Below are 25,615 nucleotides of genomic sequence, written 5' to 3' on the forward strand. Positions count from 1 at the left end.
AGCCTGTGGCGGGGGGCGGGTCCCAACCTCAAATGTTGCTCTGAAGGTGGCCCCCCAGGGGTTCGGCTCCCGGCGCGGGGGCCATACCCCCGTCACATCCGACACGGAGCAGGCCGAGGAGGGGACGATGGAGCGACTGGGCACGGGAATCGGATGGCGTCCGGAGATCGCGGACGCCGTGGAACGCATGCCGGGCATCGACTGGGTCGAGACCGTCGCCGAGAACGTCTGCCCCGGACACCTGCCGGAGTCCCTGATTCGGCTGCGCGAGCGCGGCGTCACCGTGATCCCGCACGGCGTCTCGCTGGGCCTCGGCGGCGCCGAGCGGCCCGACGCCGGACGGCTGGCCGCGCTCGCCGAGCGGGTGGAGGCTCTGGGGTCGCCGCTGGTCACCGAGCACATCGCGTTCGTACGGGCGGGCGGCGCGCTGACCGCGTCCCCGCTCCTGGAGGCCGGGCATCTGCTGCCCGTGCCGCGCACCCGGGACGCCCTCGACGTGCTGTGCGAGAACGTCCGGATCGCACAGGACGCGCTGCCGGTGCCGCTCGCCGTGGAGAACATCGCCGCGCTGATCTCCTGGCCGGGCGAGGAGATGACCGAGGGACAGTTCCTCTACGAGCTCGCCGACCGCACCGGCGTACGGCTGCTGATCGACGTGGCCAACCTGCACACCAACCACGTCAACCGGGGCGAGGACCCGGCCAAGGCGCTCGCCGAGCTGCCGCTGGAGGCCATCGCGTACGTCCATGTCGCGGGCGGCTTCGAACGCGACGGCGTCTGGCACGACAGCCACGCCCATCCGGTCCCCCGGCCGGTCCTCGACGTCCTGACCGACCTCGCCTCCCGGGTGTCCCCGCCGGGGGTGCTGCTGGAGCGCGACGAGAACTTCCCCGAACCGGACGAGCTGGAGCGGGAGTTGGGGGCGATCCGGGGGGCCTTGGAGAAGGGCGCCGCCCAGCGGACCGAGGAGAGCGGGACAGCGGGCAAGGAGGTCTCGCGGCGGACGGAGCCGGTCCGGGAGGACTCACGGCAGGCGGAGTCCGCCCGGGAGGCCGCCGAGCCCGCACGGCAGCGGCTCGGTCTCGCACAGGCCGCCCTGCTCTCCGCACTGGTCGCCGGGACGCCCGTGCCGGAGGGCTTCGACCGGGTGCGGCTCGGTGTGCAGGCGCGGGCGCTCGCCGGGAAGCGGGCGGACGTCGTGGCGAAGGTCGCGCCCGAACTGCCGGTGATCCTCGGCGACCGGTACCGGCGGGCCTTCCTCGGGTACACGCACGGGCACCCGATGACCGGCGGCTACCGGCGCGACGCGCTGGACTTCGCCGGGTATCTGCTGGCCGACGGCCGCTGCGAGGACGCGCGGGTGCGGGCGGAGCTGCGGGAGTGGTGGCTGGAGCGGTCGGGGCCCGCGCCGCGGTCCCGGCGTCCGGGGGTACGGCTGGCCCGGGCCACGCGCCGGGTGTTGCTGCGCCGTTGAGCGGGTGCGGGCCACGCCGCTTCACGCTCGCCGGTGGACGCGGCCGTGGCCGGCGAGTGTGCCGGGGTTAACACCGCGGCCCGTACCACGCTCCACGCGCCCACTTGGTCCCTGTATCGCCCCGTAAGCCCCCGGCCGGTGCTCCCTTTTCGCCCGTAACCGCCCCGATTGCAACCGTTCACTCCTGTACGGAAGTTGGCGTAGACGCCGAAGTAATATGCCAATCTCACCCCCGAAGCGCACTAACGTGCGGTGCCGCAACAGGAGGCACCATGCGACCGCGACAGCGACCCCCGATCAACGGCCGAGGTATTTTCAGCGGCACCGGGATCATCATCACGGGCCTGATGGCGACGTTGCTGGCGATGATCTTTCCGATCTGGTCGTATGCCGACCGGTCCGGGACCGGATTCGACGTACTGAACGCCGACACCGTCTCGACCGGCTACGGTCCACTGTCCGCCCTCGACCGCGACTTCATCACGAAGGTCCGGCTGGCCGGGCTGTGGGAGCTGCCCGCCGGCCGGCAGGCCCGCGAGAAGGGCACCACGCCGGCCGTACGGACCGCCGGGGAGCACCTCATCGAGGGGCACGCGTTCCTGGACGAGCGGGTGCGTGACGTCGCGGCCGAGCTCAGCCTCCAGCTGCCCAACGAGCCCACCGAGCAGCAGCGGGAGTGGCTGGACACCCTGAACTCCGCCCAAGGCGTGGAGTACGACAGCCGGTTCGCGAACATCCTGCGGCTGGCGCACGGCAAGGTGTTCTCCGTCGTCGCCCAGGTCCGGGCCAGTACGCGCAACTCCCTGGTGCGCAAGCTCGCCGACGACGCCAACACCACCGTGCTGGACCACATCACGGTCCTGGAGGCCACCGGTTACGTCGACTTCGACGCCCTGGCGCAGGACATGGTCGCCGACAGCACACCGCCGCTCACCCCTTCCCCCGCCCCGCCGGGCCCGACCGCCGACCCCTCTCCGGCCGTCCCGATGACGCCGCCCCCGTCGCCGACGTACACGCTGCCGTCGGCCGCCACCAGCCCGCGCCCGGCAGGCGGTTCCGGGGACTTCTGACGCCTGGCCCGCCCGATCCGGAACGTCACATCCCGGCAACTCTCTGTCCGGATTGTGAACAAGGCATGGCGTCACACAGAGCCTTGGCATAGAAACGCGGCATGTTCTGGGTGCTTCTTCTGCTGCTGGCCTGGGCCGTCGCCGGCACGGCGTGTACGCGGCTGTGCCTGGCCGCCGTGCACGCCGCGGCCATGGACACGAACGAGGCGACCGCGGCCCGGGACCACGATCTGACGCTGTACGAGGCCGCGTTCCTGTCCGGCGGGCCCCGTCGGGTCGCCGACCTGACCCTCGTCTCCATGGCGCGGCAGCAGCGGCTGCTGCTCGCGCACACCGGCTGGGCCACCGTCGTCGATCCGCGCGGGCGGGACGAGATGGAACGCTCGGTGATAGGGGCCATCGGGCCGGAGGGCCAGTCCCGGATCGAACCGGTGCGGGACGCCGCGGCCGCCGCCGACGCGGTGGGGAGCCTCGGCGACCGGCTGGTCAGCGCGGGCCTCGCCGTGCCCGCCGGGGCGCGCGACGGCATAGGCGCGGCGATCCGTCAGGTGCGGTTCGCCGCGGCGGTCGTGGCGGCGCTCGGCGCGATCGCCCTGCTGGCGCCCGACCGGTCGGACATGCCGGCACATCTGGTCGCGCTGTGGTTCGCCCTGCCGTTCGTGCTCACCCTGAGCTGTCTGGCCATCGCCCGTATCGAGATCCAGCCGTACGCGCGTTGGGCCTCCCCTGCCGGGCAGCGGCTGCTCAGTGCCCTGGTGCGGCACTCCGGGGGCGGCGGCGACCGTACGTATCTCACCTCCGTGGCCGTCCGGGGCGTGCGCGCGATCGGCGAGCCGGACCTGCGCGCGGCCTTCGCGCACCGCGAGCAGCACCACGAGGTGATGCCCTGGCGGGACTGACGCGCCGGAAGTCGATAACGCATAGGGGGCATTGCGGCGACTTCAGCGAGGCGGTGCTTGCCTTCATCAACAGACGAACCAAATATCCCTTTTGTTGCTGCCGTGCACCGAAGGGAAATGCCATGCGAGCTGCCGCCCTCTACTCGGCCGCGGGGGCCATGCTCCTGTCCGCTCTCTCTCTGGCCCCGGCAGGAAGTGCCGGGGCGGCCCCGGGAGCGGACGAGCAGCACGGCACGTCGGTGGCCGTCGAGCGCGCCGCGGCGGCCGGTATCGCCTTCGGCCGCTGCCCCAAGGACCAGGGCCTGCCGGGCACCGTGCGGTGCGGCACGGTGTCCGTCCCGCTGGACTACGCGCACCCCGACGGCAAGCAGATCCGACTGCTCGTCAGCCGGGCGCAGGCCACGCACAAGGATCCGCACAACAGCAAGCGCCGGGTGCCGGGCAAGGGCGCCCTGGTCTACAACCCGGGCGGACCGGGCGCCTCCAGTGTCCAGTTCCCGCTGATCGGGGTCGTCCCGGCGTGGAAGCGCGTCGCGGCGGCCTACGACCTGGTCGGCTACGCCCCGCGCGGTGTGGCGCCCTCCGCGCCGCTGACCTGCCTGGACCCCAAGCAGTACGCGAAGGGGCCCTCGCAGGCGCCGACGTTCCCCTCGGCGGCGTACAAGAAGGAGCGCATCGCCCGGGCGAAGGCGTACGCGCGGGGCTGCGCCAAGCGCGCCGGCAGCGCCCTGCGGCACTACAACTCCCTCAACAACGCCCGTGACCTGGACGTCCTGCGGGCCGCGCTGGGCGAGGAGAAGCTGACGTTCATGGGCGCGTCGTACGGCACCTACTTCGGCGCCCTGTACGCCCACCTCTTCCCGCAGCACGTCCGGCGGATGGTGTTCGACTCCGCGGTGAACCCGGACCCGAAGCAGGTCTGGTACTACAACAACCTCGCGCAGTCGGCCGCGTTCGAGGGGCGCTGGGCGGACTTCCGGGAGTGGGTCGCCGAGCACGACGACGTGTACAAGCTCGGCACCAGCGCCGACGAGGTGCTGGCCAACTACGAGAAGGTGCGCACACGGCTCGCGACACGGCCGGCCGGCGGGAAGGTCGGGCCGGGGCAGTTGCAGGAGGCGTTCCTCCAGGCCGGCTACTACGACGACTACTGGCCCTCGCGGGCGCAGGCGCTGTCGGCCTATCTGAAGGGCGACGCGAAGCCGCTGGTCGAGCTGGCCTCGCCGACGACACAGGCGGCGGCCGAGGAGGAGAACACGAACGCGGTCTACACGGCCGTGGAGTGCAACGACGCGCCCTGGCCGACGGACTGGGCGGTCTGGGACCGGGACAACACCCGGCTCGCGCGTGTGGCGCCGTTCGAGACCTGGGACAACGCGTGGATGAATCTGCCGTGCGCCTTCTGGCAGGCGCCCCGGCAGCGGCCGGTGGACGTGCGGACCGGTCCGGGCGAGCTGCCGCCGACGCTGATCCTGGCCGCCGAGCGGGATGCCGCCACGCCGTACGAGGGGGCGCTGGAGATGCACCGGCGGCTCGCGGGCTCGGTCCTGGTGACCGAGCGGGACGCCGGGACGCACGGCATCGCCTACGGCCCGAACGCCTGCATCAACGGCCACATCGACGCGTATCTCCTGGAGGGCCGTCTGCCGGCCCGGCACGCGTCCTGCGAGGGGCACCCGGAGCCCAAGCCGGAGCGGGCGGGCGAGCGCAAGGCGAAGAAGCCCGCCGCCCGGCACACGGACCGGCACGAGGCCGCGGCACGTCCGTAGCCGTCCGGGCTGACACGGCGAAGCCCCGCACCCCTGAAAAGGGGCGCGGGGCTTCGCCGTGTCCGCTCTAGGCGAGTCCGGCGACCAGCTCGGCCACGGACTTGCGGCGGCCGGTGTAGAACGGCACCTCCTCGCGGACGTGCATCCGGGCCTCGGAGGCGCGCAGATGACGCATGAGGTCGACGATGCGGTAGAGCTCGTCGGCCTCGAAGGCGAGGATCCACTCGTAGTCGCCCAGCGAGAACGAGGCGACCGTGTTGGCGCGGACGTCCGGGTAGCCGCGGGCCATCTTGCCGTGGTCGGCGAGCATGCGGCGGCGGTCCTCGTCGGGCAGCAGATACCAGTCGTAGGAGCGCACGAAGGGGTAGACGCTGACGTAGTTGCGCGGCGTCTCGTCGGCGAGGAACGCCGGGATGTGCGAGCGGTTGAACTCGGCGGGGCGGTGCAACGCCATGTTCGACCAGACCGGCTCGAGGGCACGGCCGAGCCTGGTGCGGCGGAAGAGGTTGTACGCGTCCTGGAGCTGGTCGCTGGTCTCCGCGTGCCACCAGATCATGAGGTCGGCGTCGGCGCGCAGCCCGGACACGTCGTACGTGCCGCGGATCGTCACGTCCTTGGCGGCGAGCTGGTCGAAGAGCTCCTGGACCTCGTCGGCGTAGCCCGTGCGGTCCTCGGGGAGCACGTCCTTCAGCTTGAAGACGGACCAGAGGGTGTAGCGGATGACCTCGTTGAGGTCCTTGGCCAGCTTGCCCTTGTTCGGGATCCGACCGGGCTCGGTGGTGGGGGCGTCGTCACTCATGTCCTTATTCTCCTGCTCCTCCGTGCAGACTCTGCACCGGGTCGGCGGTGAGCTCCTCCACACCGCTCAGGTCTCCGTCCAGCTGGTCCACGGCCGCGTACGCGCTCGCGATGCACGCCGGGATGCCCACGCCGTCGTACGGGGCGCCGCACACCGCGAGGCCCGGCACCGCGGCGATGTGCTCGCGGACGCGGGCCACGCGTGCGTGGTGGCCGACCGGGTACTGGGGCAGGCCGTCGGTCCAGCGGGTGACGCGGGTCTGCAGGGGGGTGGCGTCGAGGCCGGTGGCCTCCTTGAGGTCCTGGCGCGACACGTCGACGAGGTCGGCGTCGTCGCGGCCCAGGATCTCCGTCTCGCCGTACCTCCCGACGGAGGTGCGCAGGACGATCGTGTCCGGGTCCTCGTCGGCGATCCAGCCCCACTTCTGGGAGGCGAACGTCGACGCCTTGATGGTCCGCCCGTCGACCGGCGGCACGAGGAAGCCGCTGCCCGCCGGGAGGTGGGCGTCGGCGCGGCGGTAGGCGAGGGTGATCAGGGCCATCGAGGCGTACTCGACGCCGTCCAGCTCGGCGGCGGCACCCGGGGCCTCGGCTCGCAGGAGTGCGGCGGCGGCCGGGGCGGGTACGGCGACGACGACCGCGTCGGCGTGCAGGACCCGGTCACCGGCGACCACGCGCCAGCCGCCGGACGCCTCGCGGCGCAGTTCGCTCACCGGCGCCCCGGTCACGATCTCGCCGCCTCGCGCGCGCACCGACTCCGCGACGGCGAGCGGGAGTCGGCCCACGCCGCCCACGATGCCCATGAACACCGGCCCGGTCGGCGCGCTCGCCGCGGCCTTGGCCTGGATCTCGCGGACGGCCTCGGTGAGCGAGTCGTGGGTCCGCGCGGCCTGGTAGAGCTGCGGGACGGCCGAGCGCATCGAGATGCGGTACGCGTCGCCCGCGTAGACGCCGCCCAGCAGGGGCTCGACGAGGCGGTCGACGACCTCTCGGCCGAGGCGCGTCGCCACGTACTCGCCGACCGCCACATCGTCCCCGACCTCCGTGCGCGACAGGTCCGCGTCGCGCTCGATGCGGGCCAGCCCTTCGTCGGAGAGGACTCCGGAGAGCGCGGCCGCGGTGCCGGGGACGCCCATCACATGTCCCTTGGGCATGGGGCGCAGGGCGCCCCGGGTCCAGATCGAGGCGGAAGCGGTGGCGGGCGGCTGGAGGCGCTCGCCGAGGCCCACTTCGCGCGCGAGGGCGACCGCCTCGGGGCGGCGGGCCAGCATCGACTCGGCACCGAGGTCCACCCGCACGCCCGCGATCTCGCCGGGCAGCAGCTTGCCGCCGACCCGGTCCGAGGCCTCCAGGACGGTCACGCCTCTGCCCCGGCGCAGCAGCCGGTGGGCGGCCGCCAGTCCGGCGATCCCGCCACCGATGACGACGACATGACCGGGCCGTACCGGGCCGTCGCCCGTGCGTGTGTCCTCGCTGTGCTCGCGCATGATCCCACTCTCTCAAACGCCACTGACACGGCTGCCGGGGCCGTACGGCCCCATCGAGCGGCCGTACGGCCCCCGCGTGCCCGCCCCGAGTCCCGACCGTGACCGCATCGGGACCGTTTCCGGCCAACGTTCCATGGGGTCGCCGCGTCGAAGAAGCATCAGTCGTCACGACGACCCTCGGGGGTACGCCCACATGCGCACACGACGTTCCGTACGACCGGTTCGTGCCGCACGACCGGTTCAGGCACTGGCCGGCCTCCTGCTGGCCACCGCCCTCGCGCTCACCGGTTGCAGTGCCGCGAACGACTCGGGCGGCGACAGCGGGTCGGCCGCGGGAGAGGCCGCCCAGGCGGACTCCAAGGGCGGCGCGAAGGAGGCCGCCCCCGGCTTCGGCTCCGACAGCGGCACCGGCAGCGGCTCCGGCTCAGGTGCCGGCAAGGCCACCGCACCGGCCAAGGTCACCGCGAGCCACATCATCCGCACCGCCTCACTGACCGTGCAGGTCAAGGACGTACCGAAGGCCCTCGAAGCGGCCCTTGCGACCGCCGAGGACGCGGGCGGCTACGTCGGCAACGAGACCACCACCCGCGACGAGGAGGGCCACGAGCACACCCGTGTCGTACTGCGCGTGCCGGTCGACCGGTACGGCGAGGTCCTCACGGACCTGGAGGGCGCGGGCAAGCTGATCGAGCGCAGCGCCAAGGCGCAGGACGTCACCGACCAGGTCGTGGACGTGGAGAGCCGCATCAAGTCGCAGCAGGCGAGCGTGGCCCGGATCCGCGAGCTGATGGATCAGGCGACCAGGCTCAGCGACGTGGTGACGCTGGAGGGCGAGCTGAGCCGTCGGCAGGCCGACCTGGAGTCGCTGCTGGCCCAGCAGGCGTCCCTGAAGGACCGCACGAGCCTCGCGACGATCTCGCTGACCCTCTCCGAGACACCGGTCAAGAAGGCCGCGAAGGACGACGACCCGGGCTTCCTCGACGCGCTCGCGGGTGGCTGGAACGCGTTTGTGACGATGCTCCGCTGGATCGCGGTGGCGTTCGGCGCGCTGCTGCCGTTCGCGGCGGTGGCGGCGCTGATCGTGCTGCTGTGGCTGAAGGTCCTGCGCCCCCGGCTGCCGCGCCGCCCGGCGACCGTGCCCGCGGGCTCCGCGCCGGGCCCGCTGCCGGCGGCCCGCCCCGCTCCGCGTGCCACGCACGCGGGCGACGAGCAGAGCGGCGGACAGGACTGAAATTCCCTGCCCCCGTAGCGTGTTCGCATGAACATGAGCGCTACGAGGGATGTGCCGGGCGAGCGGGAGCGGCTGGTGGTGATCGGCGGCGACGCCGCGGGGATGTCCGCGGCGTCGCAGGCTCGCCGCCTGAAGAGTGCCGGGGAGCTGGAGATCGTGGCCTTCGAGCGCGGCCACTTCACCTCCTTCTCGGCATGCGGCATCCCGTACTGGGTGGGTGGCGAGGTGCCCGAGCGGGACCGGTTGATCGCCCGTACGGCCGAGGAGCACCGCGCGCGGGACATCGACCTGCGCATGCGGACGGAGGTCATGGAGATCGACGTGGCCGGCGGCCGGGTACGCGCGCGTGACGTCGATTCCGGCGCCGAGTCCTGGACGTCGTACGACAAGCTCGTGATCGCGACGGGCGCCCGTCCGATCCGCCCCGACATGCCGGGCGCCGACGCCCCGGGCGTGCACGGCGTGCAGACCCTCGACGACGGCCAGGCCCTGATCGACCGTCTGGCACGCACGCGTGGACGTCGCGCGGTGGTGGTCGGCGCCGGCTACATCGGCGTGGAGATGGCCGAGGCGCTCATCAACCGCGGCTACGAGGTGACGGTCGTCAACCGCGGCAGCGAACCCATGTCCACGCTCGACCCGGACATGGGCCGTCTGGTGCACGAGGCCATGGAGGGCCTCGGTATCACCATGGTCGACGACGCCGCGGTCACCAAGATCCTCACCGGCGACGACGGCGCCGTCCGCGCGGTCGCCACCGAGGACGCCGAGTACCCGGCGGACGTCGTGGTCCTCGGCATCGGGGTCCGCCCGGAGACCGCCCTCGCCCGGGCCGCAGGCCTCCCCCTGGGCGACCACGGCGGTCTGCTGACCGACCTTGCGATGCGGGTCCGGGGCCACAAGAACATCTGGGCGGGCGGCGACTGCGTCGAGGTCCTCGACCTGGTCTCCGGCCAGGAACGCCACATCCCTCTCGGCACCCACGCCAACAAGCACGGCCAGATCATCGGCACGAACGCCGCCGGCGGCTACGCCACGTTCCCCGGCGTGGTCGGCACGGCCGTCAGCAAGGTCTGCGACCTGGAGATCGCCCGCACGGGCCTGCGCGAGAAGGACGCGCGCAGGGCAGGGCTCCAGTACGTCACGGCCACCATCGAGTCGACGAGCCGCGCCGGCTACTACCCGAGCGCCTCCCCCATGACCGTCAAGATGCTCGCCGAACGCCGCACGGGCCGCCTGCTGGGCGTACAGATCGTGGGCCGCGAGGGCGCGGGCAAACGCGTCGACATCGCGGCGGTCGCCCTGACGGCGGGCATGACGGTGGAACAGATGACGAGCCTGGACCTGGGATACGCCCCGCCATTCTCACCGGTATGGGATCCGGTACTGGTAGCCGCCCGAAAGGCGGCAAAGGCGGTAGGACAGCCCACCTGAAGGGGCGCGGGGAACTGCGCGACCAGCCACATACGCCCCGCACCCGCCGAACCCCCGCACCCCTACGACGCTCAGGCGCTGCCGTTGATCCTCTCAATGGCCTGCCGAGCCTGCTCGGCCGGCGGCCGCGACGGCAACGACGACACCGACGCGTTCGCAGGCATGGCAACCGGCTGCTCCCCGGAGGGCTTCGCATGCGCGGCACCCGGCCGAGCCGACCGCAGCCGATGGCTCACCGCCTCATCCAGCGTCACCGGCCGCTGCATCTGCGCAGCGAGCCGCCCGGCCTCCTGGCCGAGCCGCGCGACGTCTTCCCACGGCAGCCGCACCACCACGGAAATCTCGGCCTCACCATCCGGCAACGCGTGGATCGCGGGAGGAGTAACCCGGTCGTTCATCGCTGTTCCTCACGTAGGTTGCCGAGACATACGCACGCCGACACACGCGCGTTCACCGATTCGCCGGACGTATCCCGGGCAGAAGACCCTCGTGGTCATCCCCGTCCATGACGTGAACCCGGTCCGCCGCACCCCTTGGGTGACCTACGCGCTGATCGCCGCGAACGTCCTCGTCTTCCTGTCCACGCCCGGGATAGCCGGCTCCGTGTCCGGTGAGAGCAGCCTGGCCCAGCTGTGCCATCTGCACGCGTTCCTGGACCACTACGCCGCCGTACCGCGGGAGTTGATCCACGATCAGCTGCCGGGCGCGGTCCCCACGGGCGAGGTGGCGGTGGGCCCGAACGGCCCCGGCTGTGTGATCGGCCGCCCGGACTACGACAAGTCCCCCGCCCTGTCGGTCCTCACCGCGTTGTTCCTGCACGGCAGCTGGCTGCATCTGCTGGGGAACATGCTGTTCCTGCTGATCTTCGGCAACAACATCGAGGACCGCATGGGCCATGTGCGGTACTTCCTCTTCTACGTCGTCTGCGGCTACGCGGCGTCGTACGGCTTCGCGCTCCTCAACGACGACTCGGCCGAACCGCTGATCGGCGCCTCAGGGGCCATCGCGGGCGTTCTGGGCGCCTATCTCGTGCTGTATCCGAGAGCCAGGGTGTGGGTCCTGGTGCCGTTCCTGATCTTCCTGCCGCTGCGGCTGCCGGCCTGGCTGGTGCTCGGCTTCTGGTTCGTGCTCCAGGCCGTGTACTCCTCCGGCGAGGTTGTCTCCGACGCGGGCACCGTGGCGTACGCGGCGCACATCGTCGGCTTCCTCACGGGCATGCTGCTCGCCTGGCCGCTCAAGCCGGGGACACCACCGCCGCCGGAGCCGCGGGGCCTGCTGTTCGGCAGACGGGCGCGGCCCCGGCAGACGTGGTGAGCGCTTCTTACCGGGCCGTCTGCGTGTGGACGTACTCGACGAGCCGGGTCAGGGCGTCCGGGTCGGTGGACGGCATGACGCCGTGGCCGAGGTTGAAGACGTGGCCCTCCAGACCGGCCGCGGCGTCCAGCACCTCGCGGGTCTTGGTCTCGACCGCCTCGGGGGTGGCGAACAGGACGGTCGGGTCGAGGTTGCCCTGGAGCGCCTTGCCGGGGCCGACGCGGCGGGCGGCCTCGTCGAGCGGGACGCGCCAGTCGACGCCGACGACGTCCGCGCCGGCCTCGCCCATGAGCCCCAGCAGCTCACCGGTGCCGACGCCGAAGTGGATGCGCGGGACGCCGTACCCGGCGACGGCGTCGAAGACCTTCGCGGAGGCGGGCATCACCGAGCGGCGGTAGTCGGTGGGGGCGAGGGCGCCTGCCCAGGAGTCGAAGAGCTGGACGGCGGAGGCGCCGGCCTCGATCTGCACCTTCAGGAAGGCGGCGGTGATGTCGGCGAGACGGTCGAGGAGGTCGGCCCACAGCTCCGGGTCGCCGTACATCATGGCCTTGGCGTTCTCGTACGTGCGCGACGGACCGCCCTCGACGAGGTAACTCGCGAGGGTGAAAGGCGCGCCGGCGAAGCCGATGAGCGGGGTGGCGCCGAGTTCGGCGGTGAGCAGGCCGATGGCCTCGGTGACGTAGGAGACGTCCTCGGGCGTGAGGTCACGCAGTCGGGCCAGGTCGGCCCGGGTGCGGACGGGGCGTTCGACGACCGGGCCGACGCCGGGCTTGATGTCGAGGTCGATGCCGATGGCCTTCAGCGGTACGACGATGTCGCTGAAGTAGATCGCCGCGTCCACGTCGTGCCTGCGCACGGGCTGGAGGGTGATCTCGGTGACCAGATCGGGCCGCATGCAGGAGTCGAGCATGCCGATGCCCTCGCGCACCTTGCGGTACTCGGGAAGCGAGCGCCCTGCCTGCCGCATGAACCACACCGGCGTGTGCGGCACGGGCTCGCGCCTGCACGCCTTCAGGAAGGCTGAATTCTTGACTGCGTCGGGCGTGGCCGGCGGCGGCGTCTGATTGGCACTCACGGGGGCAAGTCTCGCACGCCCGCGAAGGCCTGAGCGCGGGGGTTGCCGTGTTGTCCGGGTGTCCCTCCCTGCACGAAGCCCCGGTTCCCCTTAATCTTCCCGGCATGGCTGCGGCTCAGGGAAGACTGTCGGACGGTACTGGCGGGATGGATGACGCGAAGGAGACCGGGGAGGGGGACCGGCATTCGCACAGTACGGCTCCAGCGGCTTTCCGGGCCGCTGTCGAGGCACTGCGGGCGAGTCGTCCGCGACCGCAGATCGAGGTGGAGCAGACCAAGGCGCCCCAGCGGCTTGCCCCGTACGCGTACGCCCTGGAGGCGGCGGTCGTCGACGGCGACCAGGACCTGGCCGACGGCCGTCTGGTGCTGCTGCACGACCCTGCGGGGCACGACGCCTGGCAGGGCTCCTTCCGGCTGGTGACCCTGGTGCGCGCGGAGCTGGAGCCGGAGATGGCCGCCGACCCGCTGCTGCCCGAGGTGTGCTGGTCCTGGCTGACCGGGGCGCTCCAGGCGCGCGGGCTGTCGTACGGCGAGCCGAGTGGCACCGTCACGCGGGCGAGTTCCCACTACTTCGGCGGCCTGTCCGAGCGCCAGGCGGCCTCGCAGATCGAGATCCGTGCCTCCTGGACGCCGCGCGAGGGGCTGGGCGGGGTCCCGGACACCGCGTCCCATCTGGCGTCCTGGTGCGATCTGCTGGCCCAGATCGCGGGCCTGCCGCCGGCCGCTCCGGGGGACGCGTCCGTGGTGACGCTGCCGCAGCGCCGCGACCCGCAGTCCCGGTAAACCCGCACGGCGCTCGACGGCCCGAGGCTTGACCGTCACTTTGTCGATACGGCCACTTTCGGTCAGGAAACAGTCCATGATCGACGCGATTTACTCCCCGAACGATCGACCACGTGTCTGAATTGCCCCAATTGTTACTCACTAAATCGTGATCTTTCCCTAAAGGGCCAGAGGTTTGGTGCCGAAGACGACTGTGACCTTGAAAGCCGTCCCCGCACCCCAGGAGGCCTGGTGTCCGTTCTCCTCGAGCAGCCCGCAAGCCTGGTCGCCTACCGCCCGAACAAGCCGACCGCCATGGTGGTCGTGGCCGACCCCCGCGTCCGCTCCACCGTCACCCGTCACCTCTGGGCTCTCGGCGTGCGCGATGTCATCGAGGCCTCGTCCATCGCGGAGGCCCGCCCCCGCGTCGGCAACCCCCGCGACATCTGTGTCGCCGACGTCCATCTGCCCGACGGCTCCGGCCTCACCCTGCTGTCCGAGACCCGCGCCGCGGGCTGGCCGAACGGCCTCGCCCTGTCCGCCGCCGACGACATCGGCGCCGTACGCAACGCCCTCGCGGGCGGTGTGAAGGGCTATGTCGTCACCGGTACCCGCACCAACGTCGGGCTCCCCACCCGACCCGGTGCCGCTCCCATCGGCGCCGCCGCCGCCCGTATGCACCGTCGCCACCCGGGTGCCCCGAGCCACCCGGGCGGCTACCGCGAACTGTCCGGCCGTGAGGTCGAGGTCCTGCGGCTGGTGGCGGAGGGCCAGTCGAACAAGGCGATCGGCGTCTCGATGGGCCTGTCCGCCCTGACCGTCAAGAGCCACCTCGCCCGCATCGCGCGCAAGCTCGGCACCGGTGACCGCGCCGGTATGGTCGCCGTGGCGCTGCGCACCGGCATCATCCACTGAACCCGCCCCCGCCGAGCCCCGCCGGCTCCGATTCAGCACGTGATCATTCACTGACGTGAACGGGATCGGCCGCTGATCCCCGCCTCGTCCCTCATCCGCCGTGAGCCGGATCCCTTCACTTGACTGACTGGTTTACGACCCTCGGGCGCCCGCCGACGGAACGTTCCGTCGGCGGGCGCTGTCCATACACAGATACCCTTGACATGTGACCGACGCCCAAGAAACCGCAGCAGACAGTTCACTGCGAACCACCGGAGGCGCCCCTCCGGAAGACGACGGATCTTCTGTTACGGAGGCGCCGATCCCTTTGCTGGAGCCCCGCGAGGGCATTCCGCCCGTGATCGCCGACGAGGCCGCGCTCGCCGAGGTGATCGCCGCCTTCACCGCGGGCTCGGGCCCCGTCGCCGTCGACGCCGAACGCGCGTCCGGCTACCGCTACGGCCAGCGCGCCTATCTGGTGCAGCTGCGTCGCGCGGGCGCGGGGTCCGCGCTGATCGACCCCGTGGCCTGTCCCGACCTGTCCGGCCTCGGCGAGGCGCTGTCCGGAGTGGAGTGGGTGCTGCACGCCGCCACCCAGGACCTGCCCTGTCTGCGTGAGATAGGCATGGTGCCGACGCGGCTGTTCGACACCGAGCTGGCAGGACGGCTCGCCGGTTTCCCGAGGGTCGGTCTCGGCGCGATGGTCGAGAACGTGCTCGGGTTCGTCCTGGAGAAGGGCCACTCGGCCGTGGACTGGTCGACCCGGCCGCTGCCGGAGCCCTGGCTGCGGTACGCGACGCTGGACGTCGAGCTGCTCGTGGACCTGCGCGACGCCCTGGAGAAGGAGCTCGACCGGCAGGGGAAGCTGGAGTGGGCGTGGCAGGAGTTCGACGCCATCGCGTCCGCGCCGCCCGCCGAGCCGCGCAAGGACCCCTGGCGGCGGACCTCCGGGATGCACAAGGTGCGCAGACGCCGGCAGCTCGGCGTGGTGCGGGAGCTGTGGCAGACGCGGGACCGGATCGCCCAGAAGCGGGACGTCTCGCCGGGCAAGGTGCTCAGCGACGCGGCCATCGTCGAGGCCGCGCTCGCGATGCCGGGCAATGTGCATGCCCTGACCGCGCTCAACGGGTTCGGGCACCGGATGGGGCGGCGGCAGCTGGAGCAGTGGCAGGCCGCCGTCGACCGTGCCAAGGCCCTGACCGAAGCGCAGCTGCCGGCGCCCGGCCAGCCCGTGGCGGGGCCGCCTCCGCCGCGGGCGTGGGCGGACAAGGACCCGGCCGCCGCGGCACGGCTGGCCGCAGCTCGGGCCGCGGTGTCGGCGCTGGCCGAGACGCTCAACATGCCTCAGGAGAATGTGATCACTCCCGATACCGTGCGGCGGGTGTGCTGGGAGCCGCCGGCGGCGGTGAGCGCGGAGTCGGTGGCGGCGGCGCTGGCGGGACATGGGGCTCGGCCTTGGCAGGTCGAGCAGGTGACGCCGGTGTTGGTGGCTGCGTTGTCCGCATAGTCGCCGGTACGGGTGCTGGTTGCGCGGCCGCTGCGGGTTCCGTGTGGTTGCCCGCGCAGTTCCCCGCGCCCCTGAGGGGCGCCCCCTGGGCGCTCCTTTTCTGGGAACAGCTGCGTCGAGATCGCGCCAAGATCCTCCCGGCGGATTCAGCACGGGGTGTGACGTTCGCCGCTCCGGGCTGCGGGACTGTGCAGCTACGTTACTCATAAGTAGCATGGCCATGAGCAAGCGCTCAGCGTCCCGCACCCTGGAGGAGAGCCATCGTGCCTCGTACCGTCAGGGACGTCGTCTTCGTCGACGGCGTCCGCACCCCGTTCGGCAAGGCGGGCCCGAAGGGCATCTACCACGAGACCCGCGCCGACGACCTCGTCGTGAAGGCGATCCGGGAGCTGCTGCGCCGCAACCCGGGTCTCGACGCCAAGCAGATCGACGAGGTCGCCATCGCCGCGACCACGCAGATCGGCGACCAGGGCCTGACCATCGGCCGCACGGCCGGCATCCTCGCCGGGCTGCCCCAGTCGGTGCCCGGCTACTCCATCGACCGTATGTGTGCCGGCGCCCTGACCGCCGTCACCTCGGTCGCCGGTTCGGTCGCCTTCGGTGCCTACGACATCGCCATCGCCGGTGGTGTCGAGCACATGGGCCGCCACCCGATGGGCGAGGGCGTGGACCCCAACCCGCGCTTCGTCAGCGAGAAGCTGGTCGACGAGTCCGCCCTGTTCATGGGCATGACGGCGGAGAACCTGCACGACCGCTACCCGCACATCACCAAGCTGCGCGCCGACGAGTACGCGGTGCGCTCGCAGGAGAAGGCCGCCAAGGCGTACGCCAACGGCAAGATCCAGGCCGACCTGGTTCCGATCTCCGTGCGCCGCACCAACCCCGAGGCCGGCGAGACGGGCTGGGGCCTGGTCACCGCCGACGAGCCGATGCGCCCGGGCACCACGCTGGAGAACCTCTCCGGCCTCAAGACCCCGTTCCGCGTCCACGGCCGGGTCACCGCCGGTAACGCGGCCGGTCTGAACGACGGTGCCACCGCCTCGCTCATCGCGTCGGAGGACTTCGCCCGCGAGAACAACCTCCCGGTGAAGATGCGCCTGGTCTCCTACGCCTTCGCGGGCGTCGAGCCGGAGGTCATGGGCTACGGCCCGATCCCGGCCACGGAGAAGGCCCTCGCCAAGGCGGGCCTCGACATCTCCGAGATCGGTCTGTTCGAGGTCAACGAGGCCTTCGCCGTCCAGGTCCTGGCCTTCCTCGACCACTACGGCATCGCGGACGACGACGAGCGCGTCAACCAGTACGGCGGCGCCATCGCCTTCGGCCACCCGCTCGCCTCCTCCGGCGTCCGCCTGATGACGCAGCTGGCCCGCCAGTTCGAGGAGCAGCCGCACGTCCGCTACGGCCTGACCACCATGTGCGTCGGCTTCGGCATGGGCGCGACGGTCATCTGGGAGAACCCGAACTTCGACGGAGGCAGCAAGTGAGCACCACCGCTGAGCTTTTGAAGGGTGCGGCCGAGCTGTTCCCCGACGAGGTAGTCACGAGCGCCCACGTGCGCCACCTCGACCTGCCGTTCGGCGCCGGGCGCTTCGCGCTCATCACGCTGGACAACGGCTTCGACCACACCAAGCCGACCACCTTCGGCCCGGCCTCGCTGGCGAACCTCAACACCGCCATCGACCAGGTCGAGAAGGAGGCCGCGGACGGCGACATCGTCGGCGTCGGCATCACCGGCAAGCCGTTCATCTTCGCCGTCGGCGCCGACCTCAAGGGCGTCGAGCTGCTGAAGGAGCACAAGGACGCGCTGGCCATCGGCAAGGGCGGTCACGAGGTCTTCAAGCGCCTCTCGGCGCTCGCCGTGCCGACCTTCGCGTACTACAACGGTGCCGCGATGGGCGGTGGCGTCGAGGTCGGTCTGCACTGCAAGTACCGGACCGTCAGCAAGGCGCTGCCCGCCTTCTCGCTCCCCGAGGTCTTCCTCGGCCTGGTTCCCGGCTGGGGCGGCTGCACGATCCTGCCCAACCTGATCGGTGCCGACAAGGCCGTCTCGGTGATCATCGAGAACAGCCTCAACCAGAACAAGCAGCTCAAGGGCCAGCAGGTCTTCGACCTCGGTATCGCGGACGCCATCTTCGAGGGCGCCGACTTCCTCGAGCAGTCGCTGATCTGGACCGCGAACGTCCTCAAGGGCGACGTCGAGGTCGAGCGTCCGGTGATCGACCGCGGTGAGGGCTGGGACCAGGCCGTCGCCAAGGGCCGCTCCATCGCGGACTCGAAGGTGCACGGCGCCGCTCCGGCCGCCTACCGCGCCCTCGACATCATCGCCGCCGCCAAGAACGGCGACCTCCAGCAGGGCTACGACGCCGAGGACAAGGCGCTCGCCGACCTGATCATGGGTGGCGAACTGCGGTCCGGCATCTACGCCTTCAACCTGGTGCAGAAGCGCGGCAAGCGCCCGGCCGGCGCCCCGGACAAGAACCTGGCGCGCCCGGTCACCAAGGTCGGCGTGGTCGGCGCGGGCCTGATGGCCTCGCAGCTGGCGCTGCTCTTCCTGCGCCGCCTGGAGGTCCCGGTCGTCCTCACGGACATCGACCAGGAGCGTGTCGACAAGGGTGTGGGCTACGTCCACTCCGAGATCGAGAAGCTGCTGGGCAAGGGCCGTATCAACCAGGACAAGGCCAACCGCCTGAAGGCCCTGGTCACCGGTGTGCTGGACAAGGCCGAGGGCTTCGCCGACGCGGACTTCATCATCGAGGCCGTGTTCGAGGAGATCGGCGTCAAGCAGCAGGTGTTCGCGGAGGTCGAGGCGGTCGCCCCGGCGCACGCCGTCTTCGCCACCAACACCTCCTCCCTGTCGGTCTCCGAGATGGCGTCGAAGCTTCAGCACCCCGAGCGGGTCGTCGGCTTCCACTTCTTCAACCCGGTCGCGGTCCTGCCGCTCCTTGAGATCGTCCGCGGCGAGAAGACCGACGACGCCTCGCTGGCCACGGCCTTCGCCGTCGCCAAGAAGCTGAAGAAGACCGCGGTCCTCACCAAGGACGCCCCGGCGTTCGTCGTGAACCGCATCCTCACCCGCTTCATGGGCGAGATCCAGAACGTCATCGACGAGGGCACCCCGGTCGAGGTCGCCGAGAAGGCCGTGGAGCCGCTCGGTCTGCCGATGTCCCCGCTGGTGCTGCTTGAGCTGGTCGGTCCCGCGATCGGCCTGCATGTCTCGGAGACCCTCAACCGGGCCTTCCCGGACCGCTTCACGGTCTCCCCGAACCTCGCGGCCGTCGTCAAGGCGGGCAAGCGCGGCTTCTACGTCTACGACTCCGGCAAGCCGGAGCTGGACCCCGAGGTCGCCGCACTGCTGAAGCAGGGCGACTCGGTCCTCACCGAGGAGCAGGTCCGTGACCGTGTCCTGGACGCCGTCGCCCAGGAGATCGGGCTCATGCTCGACGAGGGCGTCGTCGCCGAGGCCCAGGACATCGACCTCTGCCTGATCACGGGCGCCGGCTGGCCCTTCCACCTGGGCGGCATCACGCCGTACCTGGACCGCGAGGGTGTCTCCGAGCGCGTGAACGGCAAGAAGTTCCTCGCTCCGGGCGTGGCGTCGGTTCCGGCGTAGCACGACTCGTACACGAGTGAGGGCCCCTGCTCCGGCAGGGGCCTTTCGTGTACCGGGCTCTTGGGGTCGGGGTGGGCGGTCAGACCTCCCGCCACGCCTCCAGGGCCAGCCCCGGCTCGTCCTTGCGGCGGGTGATCTGGAGTTGGCCGGTCGACGGTGACAGCGTTGCCGCCACGACCCGGCCGTCCTCGTCCACCGCCATCGCCACCACCGCGTCCACCGGCAGCTGCGGCCCCGACTCGGTCCACCACGCGCCCGCCGACTCCTGCTCCGTCGGATACGCGGCGAAGGCGACACGACCGCTCGCCGAGCGCTGGGCGAGCAACGTGCAGTCGTGGCCGTCGAGTTCGCAGCGGATCGCGGTCACCGGGCCGGGACCGGCCGACGCCAGGAGGGTCACCGGCTTGGTGCCGGGGCGCCAGGCGCACAGGTCGCCGGAGTCGTCGGCGTAGAAGAGGGTGGTGTGTTCCGCGGAGGTGGCCAGGGCGTGCAGGGTGCCGGCCCGCACCGGCGTCTCCATCGCCTCCTCCAGGACCGGGACGCTGCCCGGCTTCTCCTGCCGCCAGTGCAGCAGGGCCCCGGGGACGGCCGCGTACAGCTCGACTCGCCCCGACTCCCCCGTCACCGCGGCCAGCCGGTCGTCGACATCGGCTCCCTTCAGGTCGCGCCACGGGCCCCAGCCGCCGACCTCCTTCTGGCCGCGCATGCTCACGCCGCCCTCCCGGTTGCGCACGAAGACATGCGCCCGCCCCTGCGCGTCCACCGTGACGGCGGGTGTGCCGGTGCGGTCGCCGGTCCTGTCCGGGTGGCCGATGGACGTCCAGTCAAGCGGCGCCAGACGGGGCCGGAAGTGTGTGGAGTGCACCAGGCCCGCCTCACCCTCCTTGGTGGGCCGCCAGGCGGCCAGATGGGCGTAGGCGTCGGCGCCCTGGCCGACCGCGGGGCCGGGGCGCAGCTTCTGGTCGCCGCCGACCTTGCGCGGGGGTTCCCAGGGGCCGCCGGGGCCGAGTTCCGCCCGGCACAGGACGGCGTCCTCGGTCGGCAGATAGACGCTGAGGCGGCCGTCACGGCCGCGGATGAGCCAGTCGCCGTTCACCGGATCACCATATGCGGGGCGGGCCCGTGCTCGTGTCCCGCCCCCGCTTTCCCGGGACCGGCAGGGCCTGCTCCGGACTGCTCGGGTCGCGGCGTGATGAAGCTCCCAACTCCCCGTCCGGCCCGTGGGGTCCCCGGCATCCGCGCGTGCGCGGGGCAAGCTGGATCAGAGCAGCAACGTCCGCACGAGAACAGGAATTCGACGTCATGACCGACAAGCTCACCGTGAGCGTCCTGGGCACCGGCATCATGGGCGCCGCGATGGCCCGCAATCTCGCGAAGGCCGGGCACACCGTCCGCGCCTGGAACCGCACCCGGGCCAAGGCCGATCCCCTGGCCGCCGACGGTGCCTTCGTCGCCGGCTCCCCCGCCGAGGCGGTCCAGGGCGCCGACGTCGTCCTGACCATGCTGTACGACGGTCCCGCGACGCTCGAAGTGATGCGGGAGGCGGCGCCCGGACTGCGGTCCGGCGCCGTCTGGATGCAGTCGACGACCGCCGGGATCGACGCCGTTCCCGGCCTGGCCGCCTTCGCCGACGAACACGGCCTCGTCTTCTACGACGCCCCCGTCCTCGGCACCCGCCAGCCCGCCGAGGCCGGTCAGCTCACCGTCCTGGCGGCGGGGCCGGCCGAGGGCCGCGAGACGGTGACGCCGGTGTTCGACGCCGTCGGCGCCCGCACGGTGTGGACCGGCGAGGACGGCGGGGCGGGCAGCGCGACCCGGCTGAAGCTGGTCGCCAACAGCTGGGTGCTCGCCGTGACGAACGCCGCCGGTGAGGTGCTGGCGCTGGCCAAGGCCCTCGACGTGGACCCGGAGCGCTTCTTCGAGCTGATCGACGGCGGGCCGCTCGACATGGGGTATCTGCGGGCCAAGACGGGGCTGGTGCTGAACGACCGGCTGTCCCCCGCCGCGTTCGCGGTGAGCACGGCGGCGAAGGACGCCCGGCTCATCGTGGAGGCCGGCGAACGGCACGGCGTACAGCTGGACGTGGCGGCGGCGAGCGCGGAGCGCTTCGAGCGGGCCACGGCACAGGGACACGGCGACGAGGACATGGCGGCCGCGTACTTCGCCAGCTTCGAGGAGGGGGCCGCGGAGTGAACGGGCCGGCCCCGGGACCCGTGCGACCCTTGCCGCATGAACGCTGAGGTCCCCCTGCTCGTGATCGTCGACGCCGCGAACGTCGTCGGGTCGGTGCCCGACGGGTGGTGGCGGGACCGACGGGGGGCGGCCGAGCGGCTGCGGGACCGGCTGGCGGCCGACGGGGTGCCCGGGCACGTGGGGCCCGTGGAGATCGTGCTCGTCGTGGAGGGGGCCGCCCGGGGCGTGCGGAGCGTGCCGGGGGTGCTGGTGGAGTCCGCCGCCGGAAGCGGGGACGACCACATGGTCGAGCTGGTCGCGCGGGCGGCCGGGCGGCCCTGCCTGGTGGTGACCGCGGACCGGGAACTGCGCCGGCGCGTGACGGAGTTGGGGGCGGACGTGGCAGGGCCGCGCACGGTCCGGCCGTAGCCGGCTGCCGTACGCGGCCCCGTGCCGTCGGGACGGGCTAGGCGGTGCCTGGGTCCTCCCCCTTCTCGACCTCGGCCACGGTCGTCTCCTCGTGCCGTCCGAGGCGGCTGTGGGAGCGGCCGTAGAGGAAGTACACACCGAAGCCGGCCACCATCCAGATGGCGAAGCGGACCCAGGTCTCGGCGGGCAGGTTGATCATCAGCCACAGCGAGGCGCACACCGACAGGATCGGGATGACCGGCACCCATGGGGTGCGGAAGGCGCGGTGCAGGTCGGGGCGGGTCTTGCGGAGGATGATCACGCCGATCGCCACGACCACGAAGGCGAACAGGGTGCCGATGTTCACCAGGGCCGCGAGTTCGGTCAGCGGGGTGAAGCCGGCGAGGACCGCGATGATCACGCCGAGCAGGATGGTCGGCCGGTGCGGGGTCTTGAACCGCGGGTGGACGTGCGAGAAGAAGCGCGGCAGCAGTCCGTCGCGGCTCATCGCGAAGAACACCCGGGTCTGGCCGAGCAGCAGGATCATGCACACCGTCGTCAGGCCGACCGCGGCGCCGAAGCTGATGAAGCCCGCGAACCAGGGGTGCCCGGTGTCCTTGAACGCGTCGGCCAGCGGGGCGTCCACGGACAGCCTGGTGTAGTGCTGCATGCCCGTGACGACGATCGACACGGCCACGTACAGCGTGGTGCAGATGACGAGCGAGCCGATGATGCCGCGGGGCATGTCGCGCTGCGGGTTCTTGGTCTCCTCGGCGGCCGTGGCCACGACGTCGAAGCCGATGAAGGCGAAGAACACGACCGAGGCGGCGGTGAAGATGCCCATCACGCCGTAGTTGGAGGGGGCCCAGCCGAACATGAGCTGGATCAGCGGGGCCTGGAGACTGCCGCCCGCGTCCACCGTCTGGGTGTCGGGGATGAACGGGTCGTAGTTGTCACCGTCGATCAGGAACGCGCCGGCGACGATCACGGTCAGGACGACAGCCAGCTTGATGGCGACGACCAGGGATGTGATCCGCGCGGACAGCTTCATGCCGAGGACGAGGATGACGGTGAGGACCAGGACGAGCGCGGCGGCGAGGATGTCGAAGCCGAAGGCGTCCGCGCCCTCTCTGCTGCCCAGGCTCGTGGGCATGTTCCAGCCCGCGTTGTCCATCAGGGACTGGATGTAGCCCGACCAGCCGACGGCCACCACCGCCGTCCCGAGCGCGAACTCCAGGACCAGGTCCCAGCCGATGATCCAGGCGGGGAGCTCACCGAGTGAGGCGTACGAGAACGTGTACGCGGACCCGGCCACCGGGACCGTCGAGGCGAACTCGGCATAACAGAGCGCGGCGAGCGCGCAGGCGACGCCGGCGGCGACGAACGCCAGGGCCACGGCGGGCCCGGCGTTGTCCTTCGCGACGGTGCCGGTGAGCACGAAGATGCCGGTGCCGATGATGACACCGACGCCGAAGACGGTCAGATCCAACGCGGACAAAGACTTCTTGAGCGCGTGCTCCGGCTCCTCGGTATCGAGGATGGACTGCTCGACTCTCTTCGTCCGGAAGAGTGTGCTGCTCACGGTCGTACCTCCCACGCTTGTCGTCCTCGACATGATCGAGAGGGGGCGTCGTACGCATGCCCCGGCACGGGCGGATTCACACAGATGGGCCGGTTTCACCACCGTCATGGGTGGCGAAACCGGCCCGTCCGGACGTGAGCGGCCGTCAGTCGCGCGCGGGCTCCACCGAGTCGACCCCGGCGGCCGTACGGTCGAACCGGCCGTCCAACTTGGAGACGAGGCCGGTGACCTGGCGGGCGATGTCGGGGGCGGTGAGCCCGATCTCGGCCAGGACCTCGGCGCGGGAGGCGTGGTCGAGGAAGCGCGGCGGGATGCCGAAGTCGCGCAGCGGGACGTCCACGCCCGCGTCGCGCAGGGCCTGGGCGACCGCCGAGCCGACGCCGCCGACACGGGAGTTGTCCTCGACGGTGACGACGACGCGGTGGCGCTCGGCGAGCGGGGCCATGGCCTCGTCGACGGGCTTGACCCAGCGCGGGTCGACGACGGTGGTGGTGATGCCCTGCTTGTCGAGGAGCGAGGCGATCTCCAGGCACATGGGGGCCAGGGCGCCCACGGAGACGAGCAGCACGTCGGGGGTGTCGGTGCCCGGCTCGCGCAGCACGTCCATGCCGCCGACGCGCCCCACGGCGGGTACGGCGGGGCCGACGGCGCCCTTGGAGAAGCGCACGACGGTCGGCGCGTCCTTCACCTGGACGGCCTCGCGCAGCTGCGCCCGCACCTGGTCGGCGTCGCGCGGGGCGGCGAGCCGGAGGCCGGGGACGACCTGGAGGATCGACATGTCCCACATGCCGTTGTGAGAGGCGCCGTCGGTGCCGGTGACGCCGGCGCGGTCCAGCACGAAGGTGACGCCGCACTTGTGCAGCGCCACGTCCATCAGGACCTGGTCGAAGGCGCGGTTGAGGAAGGTGGCGTACACGGCGAAGACCGGGTGCACGCCGCCCGTGGCGAGGCCCGCGGCGGAGACGGCGCCGTGCTGCTCGGCGATGCCGACGTCGTAGATCCGGTCCGGGAAGGTGTCCGCGAACTTCTTCAGGCCGACCGGCTGGAGCATCGCCGCGGTGATCGCGACGATGTCCTCGCGCTCCTTGCCGAGCTCGACCATCTCGTCGCCGAAGACGGACGTCCAGTCGGCGCCCGAGGCCTTGATCGGCAGGCCGGTGTCGGGGTGGATGGGGCCGATGCCGTGGAAGCGGTCGGCCTCGTCCTGGAGGGCGGGCTGGTAGCCGCGGCCCTTCTCGGTGAGGCAGTGCACGATGACCGGGCCGCCGAACCGCTTGGCCCGCGCGAGGGCCGACTCCAGGGCCTCGATGTCATGACCGTCGATCGGGCCGACGTACTTCAGGCCGAGGTCCTCGAACATGCCCTGCGGGGCGATGAAGTCCTTCAGGCCCTTCTTGGCCCCGTGCAGGGTCTCGTAGAGGGGCTTGCCGACGACCGGGGTGCGGTCGAGGATCTCCTTGGTGCGGGTCAGGAAGCGCTCGTAGCCGTCCGTCGTCCGCAGGGTCGCCAGGTGGTTCGCGAGGCCGCCGATGGTCGGCGCGTAGGACCGCTCGTTGTCGTTGACGACGATGACGAGGGGGCGGTCCTTGGCCTCGGCGATGTTGTTCAGCGCCTCCCAGGCCATGCCGCCGGTCAGCGCGCCGTCACCGATGACGGCGACGACATGGTCGTCGCGTTTGCGCAGCTGGTTGGCTTTCGCGAGCCCGTCGGCCCAGCCGAGGACGGTCGACGCGTGGCTGTTCTCGATGACGTCGTGCTCGGACTCGGCCTGCGAGGGGTAGCCGGACAGGCCGCCCTTCTTCTTCAGCTTGCTGAAGTCCTGGCGGCCGGTGAGCAGCTTGTGGACGTAGGACTGATGGCCCGTGTCCCAGAGCACCTTGTCCTTCGGCGAATCGAAGACCCGGTGCAGGGCGATGGTCAGCTCCACCACACCGAGGTTGGGGCCGAGGTGGCCGCCGGTCTTGGAAACGGCGTCGACGAGGAAGGTCCGGATCTCCTCTGCCAGCTGGTCCAGCTGCTCAGGGCTGAGCCGGTCCAGATCGCGCGGTCCCGTGATGCGGGTCAGCAGCGGCACCCGTGCCTCCTTGCAGTAGAGCTGTTGCCGGGCTTGTCGAGTCTAATGTTCCGCCT

21 protein-coding genes are annotated in these 25,615 nt (G+C 71.6%); 14 read left to right on the plus strand and 7 right to left on the minus strand.

Annotated elements, in window-relative coordinates:
• Positions 1-127 precede the first annotated feature (127 nt).
• From ACFPQ9_RS06815 to ACFPQ9_RS06830, 4 genes are all read left to right on the plus strand, one after another.
• Positions 128-1,474 carry an MbnB/TglH/ChrH family RiPP precursor modification enzyme gene (locus ACFPQ9_RS06815; protein WP_380848075.1) on the plus strand — a complete coding sequence of 449 codons (1,347 nt, stop codon included), beginning with the start codon at positions 128-130 and terminating at the stop codon, positions 1,472-1,474.
• 272 nt (positions 1,475-1,746) lie between these two features.
• The gene (locus ACFPQ9_RS06820; protein WP_380848078.1) at positions 1,747-2,544 is read left to right on the plus strand and encodes a DUF4142 domain-containing protein; all 798 of its coding nucleotides are present in this window, start codon (positions 1,747-1,749) and stop codon (positions 2,542-2,544) included.
• A gap of 101 nt (positions 2,545-2,645) precedes the next feature.
• Entirely contained in the window at positions 2,646-3,443 is a 798-nt protein-coding gene (locus ACFPQ9_RS06825) for a TIGR04222 domain-containing membrane protein (protein WP_380848081.1), read from the plus strand.
• A gap of 122 nt (positions 3,444-3,565) precedes the next feature.
• Positions 3,566-5,212, plus strand: a complete 1,647-nt coding sequence (locus ACFPQ9_RS06830; RefSeq protein WP_380848084.1) for an alpha/beta hydrolase — start codon at positions 3,566-3,568, stop codon at positions 5,210-5,212.
• Positions 5,213-5,279: 67 nt separating this feature from the next.
• Here the strand turns inward: ACFPQ9_RS06830 and hemQ are convergent, their stop codons facing one another.
• Both hemQ and hemG read right to left on the minus strand, forming a co-directional pair.
• Entirely contained in the window at positions 5,280-6,011 is a 732-nt protein-coding gene (hemQ, locus tag ACFPQ9_RS06835; protein ID WP_380848087.1) for a hydrogen peroxide-dependent heme synthase, read from the minus strand.
• 4 nt (positions 6,012-6,015) lie between these two features.
• Positions 6,016-7,497, minus strand: coding sequence for a protoporphyrinogen oxidase (hemG, locus tag ACFPQ9_RS06840; protein ID WP_380848090.1), 1,482 nt, complete (start codon positions 7,495-7,497; stop codon positions 6,016-6,018).
• A gap of 193 nt (positions 7,498-7,690) precedes the next feature.
• Between hemG and ACFPQ9_RS06845 the strand changes: the two genes are divergently transcribed.
• Positions 7,691-8,728, plus strand: a complete 1,038-nt coding sequence (locus ACFPQ9_RS06845; protein ID WP_380848093.1) for a DUF4349 domain-containing protein — start codon at positions 7,691-7,693, stop codon at positions 8,726-8,728.
• A gap of 27 nt (positions 8,729-8,755) precedes the next feature.
• On the plus strand, positions 8,756-10,162 hold the full coding sequence (locus ACFPQ9_RS06850) for an FAD-dependent oxidoreductase (protein ID WP_380848096.1): 1,407 nt from the start codon (positions 8,756-8,758) through the stop codon (positions 10,160-10,162).
• A gap of 71 nt (positions 10,163-10,233) precedes the next feature.
• Here ACFPQ9_RS06850 and ACFPQ9_RS06855 read toward each other — a convergent pair whose 3' ends face one another.
• Positions 10,234-10,560, minus strand: coding sequence for a hypothetical protein (locus tag ACFPQ9_RS06855; protein WP_380848099.1), 327 nt, complete (start codon positions 10,558-10,560; stop codon positions 10,234-10,236).
• 91 nt (positions 10,561-10,651) lie between these two features.
• Between ACFPQ9_RS06855 and ACFPQ9_RS06860 the strand changes: the two genes are divergently transcribed.
• Positions 10,652-11,476, plus strand: a complete 825-nt coding sequence (locus ACFPQ9_RS06860) for a rhomboid family intramembrane serine protease (RefSeq protein WP_380848102.1) — start codon at positions 10,652-10,654, stop codon at positions 11,474-11,476.
• 7 nt (positions 11,477-11,483) lie between these two features.
• On the opposite strand, the gene hemE is transcribed toward ACFPQ9_RS06860, so the two are convergent.
• Positions 11,484-12,551 (minus strand): uroporphyrinogen decarboxylase, encoded by a 1,068-nt coding sequence (gene hemE, locus ACFPQ9_RS06865; RefSeq protein WP_380848105.1) that lies wholly within the window; start codon positions 12,549-12,551, stop codon positions 11,484-11,486.
• A 104-nt stretch (positions 12,552-12,655) separates the two neighbouring features.
• On the opposite strand from hemE, the gene ACFPQ9_RS06870 reads away from it, so the two are divergent.
• The 5 genes from ACFPQ9_RS06870 (at position 12,656) to ACFPQ9_RS06890 (ending at position 19,323) form a co-directional block, all read left to right on the plus strand.
• Complete coding sequence (locus ACFPQ9_RS06870) at positions 12,656-13,333, plus strand: DUF3000 domain-containing protein (protein WP_380848108.1); 678 nt, start codon at positions 12,656-12,658, stop codon at positions 13,331-13,333.
• A 231-nt stretch (positions 13,334-13,564) separates the two neighbouring features.
• Positions 13,565-14,227 (plus strand): response regulator transcription factor, encoded by a 663-nt coding sequence (locus ACFPQ9_RS06875; RefSeq protein WP_030967662.1) that lies wholly within the window; start codon positions 13,565-13,567, stop codon positions 14,225-14,227.
• 205 nt (positions 14,228-14,432) lie between these two features.
• Positions 14,433-15,713, plus strand: a complete 1,281-nt coding sequence (locus ACFPQ9_RS06880) for an HRDC domain-containing protein (RefSeq protein WP_380848112.1) — start codon at positions 14,433-14,435, stop codon at positions 15,711-15,713.
• Positions 15,714-15,976: 263 nt separating this feature from the next.
• Entirely contained in the window at positions 15,977-17,197 is a 1,221-nt protein-coding gene (locus tag ACFPQ9_RS06885) for a thiolase family protein (RefSeq protein WP_030952690.1), read from the plus strand.
• Positions 17,194-19,323, plus strand: a complete 2,130-nt coding sequence (locus ACFPQ9_RS06890; protein WP_380848116.1) for a 3-hydroxyacyl-CoA dehydrogenase NAD-binding domain-containing protein — start codon at positions 17,194-17,196, stop codon at positions 19,321-19,323. Before ACFPQ9_RS06885 ends, ACFPQ9_RS06890 begins: the two co-directional genes overlap by 4 nt.
• A gap of 79 nt (positions 19,324-19,402) precedes the next feature.
• On the opposite strand, the gene ACFPQ9_RS06895 is transcribed toward ACFPQ9_RS06890, so the two are convergent.
• A complete protein-coding gene (locus tag ACFPQ9_RS06895) occupies positions 19,403-20,419 on the minus strand; it encodes a PLL family lectin (protein ID WP_380848119.1) in 1,017 nt (338 codons plus the stop codon).
• 11 nt (positions 20,420-20,430) lie between these two features.
• Between ACFPQ9_RS06895 and ACFPQ9_RS06900 the strand changes: the two genes are divergently transcribed.
• Both ACFPQ9_RS06900 and ACFPQ9_RS06905 read left to right on the plus strand, forming a co-directional pair.
• On the plus strand, positions 20,431-21,516 hold the full coding sequence (locus tag ACFPQ9_RS06900) for an NAD(P)-dependent oxidoreductase (protein ID WP_380848122.1): 1,086 nt from the start codon (positions 20,431-20,433) through the stop codon (positions 21,514-21,516).
• Between the two features lie 36 nt (positions 21,517-21,552).
• The gene (locus tag ACFPQ9_RS06905) at positions 21,553-21,924 is read left to right on the plus strand and encodes an NTP pyrophosphohydrolase (RefSeq protein WP_380848124.1); all 372 of its coding nucleotides are present in this window, start codon (positions 21,553-21,555) and stop codon (positions 21,922-21,924) included.
• Positions 21,925-21,961: 37 nt separating this feature from the next.
• On the opposite strand, the gene ACFPQ9_RS06910 is transcribed toward ACFPQ9_RS06905, so the two are convergent.
• On the minus strand, positions 21,962-23,485 hold the full coding sequence (locus ACFPQ9_RS06910; RefSeq protein WP_380848127.1) for an amino acid permease: 1,524 nt from the start codon (positions 23,483-23,485) through the stop codon (positions 21,962-21,964).
• Positions 23,486-23,630: 145 nt separating this feature from the next.
• Positions 23,631-25,559 (minus strand): 1-deoxy-D-xylulose-5-phosphate synthase, encoded by a 1,929-nt coding sequence (gene dxs / locus ACFPQ9_RS06915; RefSeq protein WP_380848130.1) that lies wholly within the window; start codon positions 25,557-25,559, stop codon positions 23,631-23,633.
• Positions 25,560-25,615 lie beyond the last annotated feature (56 nt).

This window comes from Streptomyces coerulescens, assembly GCF_042657965.1.
Classification (GTDB): Bacteria; Actinomycetota; Actinomycetes; order Streptomycetales; family Streptomycetaceae; genus Streptomyces; species Streptomyces coerulescens.